Origin of the sequence: Aquipseudomonas alcaligenes (genome assembly GCF_003205495.1) — a bacterium.
Lineage (GTDB): Bacteria > Pseudomonadota > Gammaproteobacteria > Pseudomonadales > Pseudomonadaceae > Aquipseudomonas > Aquipseudomonas alcaligenes_B.
Genome location: NZ_QJRX01000008.1, coordinates 246787 through 256320, shown reverse-complemented (window position 1 = coordinate 256320; position 9534 = coordinate 246787). Strand labels below are relative to the sequence as shown.

13 protein-coding genes are annotated in these 9534 nt (G+C 68.7%); 7 read left to right on the top strand and 6 right to left on the bottom strand.

Annotation, left to right across the window (positions count from 1 at the left end; translation table 11 throughout):
- Positions 1-126: 126 nt before the first annotated feature.
- Complete coding sequence (locus DMO17_RS16390) at positions 127-903, bottom strand: ferredoxin--NADP reductase (protein ID WP_110683541.1); 777 nt, start codon at positions 901-903, stop codon at positions 127-129.
- A 138-nt stretch (positions 904-1041) separates the two neighbouring features.
- On the opposite strand from DMO17_RS16390, the gene DMO17_RS16385 reads away from it, so the two are divergent.
- The 4 genes from DMO17_RS16385 (at position 1042) to DMO17_RS19600 (ending at position 4944) form a co-directional block, all read left to right on the top strand.
- Entirely contained in the window at positions 1042-2166 is a 1125-nt protein-coding gene (locus DMO17_RS16385) for a methyltransferase (protein ID WP_110683540.1), read from the top strand.
- Between the two features lie 224 nt (positions 2167-2390).
- Positions 2391-3821: a cytochrome ubiquinol oxidase subunit I gene (locus tag DMO17_RS16380; protein WP_110683539.1), complete on the top strand. Its 1431-nt coding sequence runs from the start codon at positions 2391-2393 to the stop codon at positions 3819-3821.
- Complete coding sequence (gene cydB, locus DMO17_RS16375) at positions 3818-4822, top strand: cytochrome d ubiquinol oxidase subunit II (RefSeq protein WP_021701083.1); 1005 nt, start codon at positions 3818-3820, stop codon at positions 4820-4822. Before DMO17_RS16380 ends, cydB begins: the two co-directional genes overlap by 4 nt.
- Positions 4822-4944 (top strand): DUF2474 family protein, encoded by a 123-nt coding sequence (locus DMO17_RS19600; protein WP_146224924.1) that lies wholly within the window; start codon positions 4822-4824, stop codon positions 4942-4944. Before cydB ends, DMO17_RS19600 begins: the two co-directional genes overlap by 1 nt.
- Here the strand turns inward: DMO17_RS19600 and DMO17_RS16370 are convergent.
- On the bottom strand, positions 4941-5813 hold the full coding sequence (locus tag DMO17_RS16370; protein WP_110683538.1) for a LysR family transcriptional regulator: 873 nt from the start codon (positions 5811-5813) through the stop codon (positions 4941-4943). The genes DMO17_RS19600 and DMO17_RS16370 overlap by 4 nt on opposite strands.
- A 97-nt stretch (positions 5814-5910) precedes the next feature.
- On the opposite strand from DMO17_RS16370, the gene DMO17_RS16365 reads away from it, so the two are divergent.
- Both DMO17_RS16365 and DMO17_RS16360 read left to right on the top strand, forming a co-directional pair.
- The gene (locus tag DMO17_RS16365) at positions 5911-6312 is read left to right on the top strand and encodes a DoxX family membrane protein (RefSeq protein WP_110683537.1); all 402 of its coding nucleotides are present in this window, start codon (positions 5911-5913) and stop codon (positions 6310-6312) included.
- A gap of 5 nt (positions 6313-6317) precedes the next feature.
- Complete coding sequence (locus DMO17_RS16360; RefSeq protein ID WP_110683536.1) at positions 6318-7022, top strand: glutathione S-transferase family protein; 705 nt, start codon at positions 6318-6320, stop codon at positions 7020-7022.
- On the opposite strand, the gene DMO17_RS16355 is transcribed toward DMO17_RS16360, so the two are convergent.
- Positions 6991-7326, bottom strand: a complete 336-nt coding sequence (locus DMO17_RS16355) for a DUF3703 domain-containing protein (RefSeq protein ID WP_110683535.1) — start codon at positions 7324-7326, stop codon at positions 6991-6993. The genes DMO17_RS16360 and DMO17_RS16355 overlap by 32 nt on opposite strands.
- The gene (locus DMO17_RS16350; RefSeq protein WP_110683534.1) at positions 7316-7945 is read right to left on the bottom strand and encodes a cation efflux transmembrane domain-containing protein; all 630 of its coding nucleotides are present in this window, start codon (positions 7943-7945) and stop codon (positions 7316-7318) included. The genes DMO17_RS16355 and DMO17_RS16350 overlap by 11 nt, the downstream gene beginning before the upstream one ends.
- A 62-nt stretch (positions 7946-8007) precedes the next feature.
- On the opposite strand from DMO17_RS16350, the gene DMO17_RS16345 reads away from it, so the two are divergent.
- Positions 8008-8418: a MerR family DNA-binding protein gene (locus DMO17_RS16345; protein WP_110683533.1), complete on the top strand. Its 411-nt coding sequence runs from the start codon at positions 8008-8010 to the stop codon at positions 8416-8418.
- A 71-nt stretch (positions 8419-8489) separates the two neighbouring features.
- On the opposite strand, the gene DMO17_RS16340 is transcribed toward DMO17_RS16345, so the two are convergent.
- Positions 8490-8939 carry a SecDF P1 head subdomain-containing protein gene (locus DMO17_RS16340; RefSeq protein WP_110683532.1) on the bottom strand — a complete coding sequence of 150 codons (450 nt, stop codon included), beginning with the start codon at positions 8937-8939 and terminating at the stop codon, positions 8490-8492.
- The gene (locus tag DMO17_RS16335) at positions 8936-9493 is read right to left on the bottom strand and encodes a DJ-1 family glyoxalase III (protein WP_110683531.1); all 558 of its coding nucleotides are present in this window, start codon (positions 9491-9493) and stop codon (positions 8936-8938) included. Before DMO17_RS16335 ends, DMO17_RS16340 begins: the two co-directional genes overlap by 4 nt.
- Positions 9494-9534: the final 41 nt, after the last annotated feature.

The following is a 9534-nucleotide window of genomic DNA, read 5'->3' as shown; positions in this document are numbered from 1 at the left end:
CGGCTGGCAACAATCGCTGTCCATGGGTTCCGTGGAAGGGAAAAGGGATTGCCATGCTAACGGCTCACCCGCCCATTCCTAAGCCGGAAAAAGTTACCAATTCTTAACAGGCCGGCGTGTGGCGCCCTACCAGTAGTTCTCCACCGCCACCTGGCCGGGCCTGCGGGTCAGTGCCAGGTTGAGGTTGCGCGCCTTGAGCACGGCACGGGTGTCCTCGATCATCTGCGGGTTGCCGCAGAGCATGATGCGCGAGTGCTCGGGCTCCAGGGCCAGGCCGGCGGCGCGCTCCAGCTCGCCATTCTCGATCAGGCTGGTGATGCGCGCGTGCAGCGCGCCCGCTACCCGCTCGCGGGTTACCACGGGAATGTAGCGCAGCTTGTGCCCCGCGCCCTCCAGCCACTCGCGCTGCGGCAGCTCGGCGATCAGCTCCTGGTAGGCCAGCTCGCCGCGCCCGCGGGCGCTGTAGACCAGGACGATGCGTTCGAAGCGCTGCCAGGCTTCCAGGTCCTGGAGGATCGACAGGAAGGGCGCCAGGCCGGTGCCGGTGCCGATCAGCCAGAGGTCGCGGCCGTCGGCGAAGCGGTCGAGGGTGAGAAACCCGGTGGCCTGCTTCTCCACCAGCAGCTCGTCGCCGGCACGCAGGCGGCTCAGCTCGCTGGTGAACTCGCCGCCGGGCACCACGATGGAGAAGAACTCCAGGTAGTCGTCATGCGGCGCCGACACCACCGAGTAGGCGCGCCAGACGATGCAGCCGCTGGCCTTGCGCACGCCCAGGCGGACGAACTGCCCGGCGCGGAAACGAAAGCCGGCGTCGCGGGTGCAACGCAGGCTGAACAGGCTGGGTGACCAGCTGCGCACCGCGGTGAGGGTCTGGCGAGTGAACTTCTCTTCGCTGGCGGTCATAATTCCCCCTTCATGCACGCTCCCGGCTCCTGTTCAGAAGTGGCGGCGCCAGGCCCTTATGCAACGACGCCCGGCCGACGCGCATCAGATCTTGTGCAGTCTCGCGCAAAGCGCCGCCTACAAACACCGACGGTTTCCATGCCTATTCTCGCCACGCCCTTCGCCCAGCTCGACCTGATTCGCCAGCCCGAGATGGCCAACGAGCCGCTGCAGGCCTTCGACGCCGCCGACGAGTACCTGCTGGCCCACCTGCACGAGCAGGGCCTCGGGCCTGACAGCCGGGTGCTGCTGCTCAACGACGGCTTCGGCGCCCTGGCCTGCTCGCTGGCGGCGCACTGCCAGGTGACCAGCAGCGGCGACTCGCACCTGGGCCATCTGGCCCTGCAGAAGAACCTTGCGCGCAACGGCCTGGCCGCCGACCGCGTGACCTTCGTGCCGGCCAGCGCGACGGCGGAAGGCCCGTTCGACTGGGTACTGGTGCGCGTGCCCAAGACCCTGGCCCTGCTCGAGGAGCAGCTGGTCCGCCTGCACGGCCAGCTCGCCCCCGGCGCGCGGGTGATCGCCGGCGCCATGATCAAGCACCTGCCGCGTGCCGCCGGCGACCTGCTGGAGCAGTACATCGGCCCGGTGCAGGCCTCGCTGGCGGTGAAGAAGGCGCGCCTGCTGACGGCCACGCCCGAGGCCCGGCCGGCGCCGGTATCGCCCTATCCCACGCGCTACCGGCTGGATAAACCGGCCATCGAGCTGCTCAACCACGCCAATGTGTTCTGCCGCGAAGGCCTGGATATCGGCACCCGCGCCTTCCTGCCGCATCTGCCGAAGTCACTGGTGCCGCAGCGGGTGGCCGACCTCGGCTGCGGCAATGGCGTACTGGCCATCGCCTTCGCCCTGGCCAACCCGCAGGCCGAGCTGACCCTGGTGGACGAGTCCTACATGGCCGTGCAGTCGGCCGAGGCGAACTGGCGCGCGACACTCGGTGAGCGCCCGGCGACCTTCCGCGCCGCCGACGGCCTGGCCGACCAGCCCAGGGACTCGCTGGACCTGGTGCTGTGCAACCCGCCCTTCCACCAGCAGCAGGTGGTCGGCGACTTCCTCGCCTGGCGCATGTTCCAGCAGGCCCGCGCGGCGCTGGTCACCGGCGGCGAGCTGTGGATAGTCGGCAACCGCCACCTCGGCTACCACGCCAAGCTGGCCCGGCTGTTCCGCGGCGTGCAGCAGGTGGCGGCCAATCCCAAGTTCGTGGTGCTCAGGGCCACCAAGTAGACCCAGCCCCCTCTCCCCGAGGGGAGAGGGAGAAGCCACGCCGTAGCCCGGATGAAATCCGGGATGGCGCAGCCCCCAGACACTTGCCCCGGATTGCATCCGGGCTACAGATTTCGCCGGGCAAAGCGGCTGCGACAAATTGCCCAATGCGACAATCCGCCGACTACGCCCCGGGTCCGGCTTGACGGAGTATTGATCCAGATCAATTTCCGGAGTGGCCCATCATGTTCGGCCTCGATGCACTGGAGCTGGGGCGCCTGCAGTTCGCCTTCACCATCTCCTTCCACATCATCTTCCCCGCCATCAGCATCGGCCTGGCCAGTTACCTGGCCGTGCTCGAAGGCCTGTGGCTGAAAACCAAGCGCGAGGTCTACTACGACCTGTACCGCTTCTGGCTGCAGATCTTCGCCGTGACCTTCGGCATGGGCGTGGTCTCCGGCGTGGTGATGAGCTACCAGTTCGGCACCAACTGGGCCGGGCTGTCCACCGCCGCCGGCAGCATCATGGGTCCGCTGCTGACCTACGAGGTGCTCACCGCCTTCTTCCTCGAGGCGGGCTTCCTCGGGATCATGCTGTTCGGCATGAACAAGGTCGGCCGCGGCCTGCACTTCTTCGCCACCCTGATGGTGGCCATCGGCACGCTGATCTCGACCTTCTGGATCCTCTCCTCGAACAGCTGGATGCAGACCCCGCAGGGCCACAGCCTGGTCGACGGGGTGTTCTACCCGGAAAGCTGGTGGGACATCGTGTTCAACCCATCCTTCCCCTACCGCCTGGCGCACATGGCGGTGGCGGCCTTCCTCAGCACCGCCTTCGTGGTCGGCGCCACGGCGGCCTGGCACCTGCTCAAGGGCAAGCGCGACGAGGCCACCCGTATGATGTTCTCCATGGCACTGTGGATGGCGCTGCTGGTGGCGCCGGTGCAGGCCTTCATCGGTGACCTGCACGGCCTCAACACCCTGAAATATCAGCCGGCCAAGGTGGCGGCGATGGAAGGCCACTGGGAAACCTCCCGCGGCGTGCCGCTGCTGCTGTTCGGCATCCCCGACATGCAGGCGGAAACCACCCACTACGCCATCGGCATCCCGCGCCTGGCCAGCCTGATCCTCACCCATGACCTCGACGGCGAGATCAAGGGCCTCAAGGAATGGGCGCCCGAAGACCGGCCCAACGTGCCGATCGTGTTCTGGAGCTTCCGCGTGATGGTCGGCCTGGGCCTGGCGATGATCCTCTGCGGCGTCATCGGCCTGTGGCTGCGCCGTGGCGGCCGGCTCTACGAGGCGCGCGGTTTCCAGCGCCTGATGCTGTTGATGGGCCCGTCCGGGCTGATCGCCATCCTCGCCGGCTGGGTGACCACCGAAGTCGGCCGCCAGCCCTGGGTGATCTACGGCCTGCTGCGCACCTCGGACGCGGTGTCCAACCACAGCGCCACGCAGATGGGCGTGTCGCTGAGCATCTTCGTGGTGGTGTACCTCGCCGTGTTCGGCGTCGGCATCACCTACCTGCTGCGCATGATGCGCAAGGGCCCGGTGCTGGGCCTGCTGCATGCCCACACGCCCACCGAGGCCGGTGGCCCGGGCCACCCGCGTACGCCGTCGCGCCCGCTGTCGGCCGCCGAAGACAGTGTCGAAGACGAACAGGAGCAACGCCCATGAGCATCGACCTGCCGCTGATCTGGGCCGGGGTGATCGCCTTCGGCATCTTCATGTACGTGGTGATGGATGGCTTCGATCTGGGTATCGGCATCCTCTACCCCTTCTTCCGTGACAAGGACGAGCGCGACGCCATGATGAACACCGTGGCGCCGATCTGGGACGGCAACGAGACCTGGCTGGTGCTGGGCGGCGCCGGGCTGTTCGCCGCCTTCCCGCTGGCCTACTCGGTGGTGCTCACGGCGCTCTACCTGCCGCTGCTGATCATGCTGATCGCGCTGATCTTCCGCGGCGTGGCCTTCGAGTTCCGCTTCAAGGCCAAGCGCACCCGCCACGTGTGGGACGCTGCCTTCATCTGGGGCTCGATCGTCGCGACTTTCGCCCAGGGCGTGGTGCTGGGCGCCTTTATCGAAGGGATCAAGGTGGAGAATCGGCAGTTCGCCGGGGGGGCCTTCGACTGGCTGGCGCCCTTCCCGCTGTTCTGCGGCGCCGGCCTGGTGGCCGGCTACGCCATGCTCGGCTGCGCCTGGCTGCTGATGAAGACCGAGGGCAAACTGCGCCACAAGATGTACAAGCTGATGCTGCCGCTGACCAGCCTGCTGCTGCTGTTCATCGCCGTGGTCAGCATCTGGACGCCGCTGGCCCACGAGAGCATCGCCCAGCGCTGGTTCACCCTGCCCAACCTGTTCTACTTCATCCCGGTGCCGACCCTGGTGGCGGTGACCATCCTCGGCATCGTCCGCGCCGTGCACCTGAAGATCGACTGGCAGCCCTTCGTGCTGACCCTGGTGCTGATCGCCCTGGCCTACACGGGTCTGGCCATCAGCCTGTGGCCGAACATCATCCCGCCGGCAGTGAGCATCTGGGAGGCCTCGGCGCCGGCCAGCAGCCAGGCCTTCGCCCTGGTCGGCGTGGTGTTCATGGTGCCGATCATCCTGATCTACACCGCCTACAGCTACTGGGTGTTCCGCGGCAAGGTCAAGGTCGGCGAGGGGTATCACTGATGCACGAGGTCAAACAACCGCTGGCCAAACGGCTGGCCTGGTTCGTCCTGCTCTGGCTGGGCGGCGTGGCGGCCGTCGGCCTGCTCGCCTACGTCATCAAGTGGGGCATGGGCCTGGCCTAGTGGGCCAGGCGCGGATCTCCGCTCAGGCGTTCGTAGAGGAAGTCGGAGAGCGCGCGGATACGCCCCACCCGGCGCAGGTCGGGGTGGGTGAGAATCCAGATCGGCGTATCCAGCTCGGGCCGTGGCTCCGCCAGCCGCACCAGCTCGGCGCAGCCCTCGGCCAGCGGACAGAGCAGCAGCCCCAGCCCCATGCCCTGGCGCACGCACTGGAGCATGCCGACCAGGCTGTCGCTGCGCGCCACCACCTGTTCGGCGGGCACATGCTCGGACAGCCAGGCGGCCTGCCTCAGGTGCGCCAGCGACTCATCGAGACCGACCCACAGGTGCTCGCTCAAGGGCCGCTCGCCCATCCTCGCCAGGTAGTCGTGCGAGCCGTAGAGCGCAGTCTGGATGCGCCCGGCGCAGCGCCCCAGCAGGTGCTCGGGTGGCTCGTGGGTGCCGCGTACCGCCATGTCCGCTTCCCGCGGCGTCAGGCGCAGGAACTCGTTGCGGCTGACCAGCTGCAGGCTGACAGCGCTGTGCAGGCGCTGGAAGTCGGCCAGCAGCGGCGTGAGCAGGCTGGCGAACAGGGTGTCGGTGGAGGTCAGGCGGATGCTGCCGCGGATCTGCTGCTCCAGTCCGCGCACCTGGCGCTCGGCGCCGCTGATCTGCTCGTCCAGGCCGCCCAGCCGCGCCACCAGCTCGTCCCCGGCCGGGGTCAGCACATAGCCCCCGGACTGGCGCTGCAACACGGCGACTCCCAGCCCCTGCTCGAAGTGCTGCAGCCGGCGCAGCACGGTGCTGTGGTTGACCCCGAGCTGGCGGGCGGCGGCACTGAGCGAGCCGTGCCGGGCAACCGCGAGGAAGAACTGCAGATCGCTCCAGTCCATCTGTGCATTTCCGCATAAGACAAATGCAGATAATGCAAATTTTCAGGCATCCACGCAAAGCGCAGACTGGCCATCCATCACTCGCTCGGGAGTCGCCATGTCCACGCTCACCCTCTCCGTTCGCCCCGACCTCGGCCTGCTGCTCCTGCGCGCGGCCCTGGCCGGCATGTGGCTCAGCCACGGGCTGCTGCTCAAACTGCTGACCTATGGCGCCGCCGGGCTGAGCGCCTGGCTGGTCGCGACCGGCCTGCCCGGGGCCCTGGCCTGGCCACTGATCCTGGCCGAAAGCCTCGGCGGCCTGCTGATCCTGCTGGGCCTGCACGGCCGCTGGGTCTCGCTCGCCCTGTTGCCGATCCTGTTCGGCGCCATCTGGGTCCATGCTGGCAACGGCTGGGTGTTCAGCAATGCCGGTGGCGGCTGGGAATACCCGCTGTTCCTGGCCGGCGCCTCGCTGGCGCACGTGCTGCTGGGCGACGGCCGCCTGGCCCTGAAGCGGTGAGCGCCATGCTCCCTCTGCAGCTGGTCAGCCACCCGCTCTGCCCCTATGTGCAGCGGGCCGCCATCGTCATGGCGGAAAAGGGCATCGCCTTCAGCCGTACCGACATCGACCTCGCCCACAAGCCGGACTGGTTCCTGCGCCTGTCGCCACTGGGCAAGGTGCCCCTGCTGCGGGTCGACGGATACACGCTGTTCGAGTCCGGGCCCATCGTCGAGTACCTGGAGGAGATCGCAGAGCCGAAGCTGCACCCGCAGCAGCCGCTGCAGCGGGCCCGCCACCGCGCCTGGATGGAGTTCGCCTCGGCCCTGCTGAACGATATCGCCGCGCTCTACCGGGCCACCCCGGAGCGCTTCGACGAGGCTCTGCAGCGGGTGCGCCAACGCCTCGCGGAGCTGGAGCAGGCGCTCGGCGGCGGGCCCTTCTTCGACGGCAAGAGCTTCTGCCTGGTCGATGCGCTGTTCGCCCCGGTGCTGCGCTACTGGGAGGTCTTCGACCTGCTGGCGGAGTCGCGTCTGCCGCCGCAACTGGCCCGTCTGCACGCCTGGCGCCAGGCCCTGCTGCGGCGCCCCAGCGTGATCGCCGCGGTGGCGCCCGACTACCCGCAGCGCCTGCGCGCCTTCATCGAGGCGCTGCCGGGCAGCCACCTGGGCGCGCGGCTGCGGGCGCTGCACCCGCCGCTCAGTCCAGCAGGCGACGCAGCTCCTCGCTGAGCGGCATCGGCTGGAACGCGCTGACCCGCGCCCGCCCGCTGTTGCCCAACGGCACCCACAGGCGCGAGAACAGCAGCGCGGCGAGGATGCGTGGCAGCTGCCCGGCCACCTCGCGCCAGTCGCGCGCCCGCCAGCCGACGCGCAGCATCAGCCAGTGCGACCAGGCGTGGCGCAGCGGCATGCGCTGGCCGAGGATATGGGCGCGTTCCAGCCAGGCGTAGGCGCTGTCCAGATCGCCGCGGGCCAGCGCCGCCTCGCCTTCGGCGAAGGCCTGTTGCAGCGCCTCTTTCAGTTCAGTGCGCATGCTCGTGTCCGCCATTGAGTTCGCCATCGGCATGACGCAGCACCGCGATGGCCGAATGCACGGCCAGGCTAGCCATGATGGCGGCCACGGCCAGGTCCGGCCAGGCGCTGCCGGTGCCGAACACGCCGAGCGCCGCCGCCAGCACGGCGAGGTTGCCCAGGGCATCGTTGCGGGTGCACAGCCAGACGCTGCGCATGTTGCTGTCGCCCTCGCGGTAGGCATACAGCAGCGCCGCCACGCCGACATTGGCCAGCAGCGCCAGGCTGCCTACCAGGCCCATGGTCGGCGCACTCGGTACGCCGCCCTGCCACCAGTGCCAGAGCGCCGCCCCCAGTACGCCGAGGCCGAACAGCAGCATGCTGACGGCCTTCAACTGGGCGGCGCGGGCCCGCCAGGCGAGGGCCATGCCCAGCACCCAGAGGCTGATCGCGTAGTTGCCGGCGTCACCGAGAAAATCCAGCGAATCGGCCAGCAGCGACACCGAGCCGGCCCGCAGGCCGGCGCCGATCTCGACCAGGAACATGGCCAGGTTGACCAGCAGCGCTATCCACAGGATGCGCCGGTAGCGACCGTCGTCGTGCTTGGGAGCGGTATCGGGGCCGCAGCAATGAGCACCCATTTGGTATCTCCTTTGGTTCAGGTGCAGACTAGGCTAAACCCTGTAGTCGCTACGGAGTCAACATGAGCAAACCCATCACCATCGGCATGCTGGCCCGCGACAGCGGCGTGAACCTGGAAACCATCCGTTTCTACGAGCGCAGCGGCCTGCTGCCGGCACCACAGCGCAGCCCTGCCGGCTATCGCCACTACCAGGAACAGGATGTGCGCAGGCTGCGCTTTATCCGCCGCGGCCGCGAGCTGGGCTTCAGCCTGGAGGAAATCCGCAGCCTGCTGGATCTCGCCGCCCACCCCGAGAGTCCTTGCGCCAGCGCCGACCAGATGGTGCGCGAACATCTGGACGCCATCGCCACACGCATCCGCGACCTGCAGAACATGCAGGCCGAGCTGAGCAAGCTGGCCGGTTGTCACAGCGGCCATGCCGAGCATTGTCGGCTGCTGGAGGCGCTGGACGACCGCGACTGCTGTCACTGACGTCAGCAGACAGCCAGGCTGTAATCCGGGAAGCAGGCAGATCCGCCGCGGATTGCATCCGGGCTAGGGGCTCAGCGACTCCAGTCGCGCACCAGCTCTTCCGCTTCCTGCAGCGAATCGAAGCCGGTCAGGGCCACACGGCCATCGAGCACCGGCTCCTCGACGATGGGCGCCAGGCGCAGTTCGCCGTCGACCACGAAGGCCAGCGGCTGGCCCAGATGGGTGCGGGTCAGCTCGGCCAGGGTGGCGCGCCCGGCATCGCTCAGGGTCAGCACCACGGCCGGCTCGCCCGCGGGGGTGAAGGCCATTTCCGCCTGGCGCACGTCCGCCTCGGTCAGCACCGGCTGCGGCGCCAGCCACAGGCGCACGCCACTGTGGCGGTCGCGCATGGCCTGCAGGCCCTCGGCGCTGGCACCGCGTGCCAGGTGGATGCCCAGGCGATGCTCGGTAGTCGGCAGGCGTGACTCGCTGGCGCAGCCGGCCAGCAGCGCCAGGGCGAGCGCCGCCAGCAGCGTCCTCACGCCGGCACCAGCATGGCCTCGGCCACCGCCCTGCGCTTGCCCTTGCCGACCAACTGCTCGACCAGGGTCAGGGCGAACTCCAGAGCCGTCGCCGGCCCCTGGCTGGTGATGCAGTTGCCATCCACCACCACCGGCTGGTCGACGAAGGTGCAGCCGGACAGGCGATCGCTGAACGCCGGGTAGCAGGTCATGCGCCGCTGCTTGAGCACGCCGTAGCCCTGCAGGGCCAGGGCCGGAGCGGCGCAGATGGCGGCGAACAACTTGCCGGCCCTGGCCTGCTCGCGCACCTTGTCGGCCAGCGGTTCATGCTCGGCCAGGTGCTGGGCACCGGGCATGCCGCCGGGCAGCACGATCAGGTCGAAGTCCTGGGCCAGCACGTCGACCAGCATGGCGTCGGCGGTCAGCCGGGTACCACGGGCGGCGGTGAACATGCGGCGATTCTCGATGCTGGCAATCACCACTTCCACCTCGGCGCGGCGCAGCACGTCGATCAGGGTCACGGTTTCCAGGTCTTCCACACCGTCGGCGACGGCGATCAGGGCGCGGGCTGTCATGGTCGTTCTCCTCGCCGAACGGAAACCGATGCTGTCCGTCC

Coding starts and splice junctions, on each gene's coding strand:
- DMO17_RS16350 (WP_110683534.1), bottom strand. CDS start 7,945: ATGGGTGCTCATTGCTGCGGCCCCGATACCGCTCCCAAGCACGACGAC.
- DMO17_RS16370 (WP_110683538.1), bottom strand. CDS start 5,813: ATGGACTGGAGCGATCTGCAGTTCTTCCTCGCGGTTGCCCGGCACGGC.
- DMO17_RS16345 (WP_110683533.1), top strand. CDS start 8,008: ATGAGCAAACCCATCACCATCGGCATGCTGGCCCGCGACAGCGGCGTG.
- DMO17_RS16355 (WP_110683535.1), bottom strand. CDS start 7,326: ATGCGCACTGAACTGAAAGAGGCGCTGCAACAGGCCTTCGCCGAAGGC.
- DMO17_RS16390 (WP_110683541.1), bottom strand. CDS start 903: ATGACCGCCAGCGAAGAGAAGTTCACTCGCCAGACCCTCACCGCGGTG.
- cydB (WP_021701083.1), top strand. CDS start 3,818: ATGAGCATCGACCTGCCGCTGATCTGGGCCGGGGTGATCGCCTTCGGC.
- DMO17_RS19600 (WP_146224924.1), top strand. CDS start 4,822: ATGCACGAGGTCAAACAACCGCTGGCCAAACGGCTGGCCTGGTTCGTC.
- DMO17_RS16360 (WP_110683536.1), top strand. CDS start 6,318: ATGCTCCCTCTGCAGCTGGTCAGCCACCCGCTCTGCCCCTATGTGCAG.
- DMO17_RS16335 (WP_110683531.1), bottom strand. CDS start 9,493: ATGACAGCCCGCGCCCTGATCGCCGTCGCCGACGGTGTGGAAGACCTG.
- DMO17_RS16385 (WP_110683540.1), top strand. CDS start 1,042: ATGCCTATTCTCGCCACGCCCTTCGCCCAGCTCGACCTGATTCGCCAG.
- DMO17_RS16365 (WP_110683537.1), top strand. CDS start 5,911: ATGTCCACGCTCACCCTCTCCGTTCGCCCCGACCTCGGCCTGCTGCTC.
- DMO17_RS16380 (WP_110683539.1), top strand. CDS start 2,391: ATGTTCGGCCTCGATGCACTGGAGCTGGGGCGCCTGCAGTTCGCCTTC.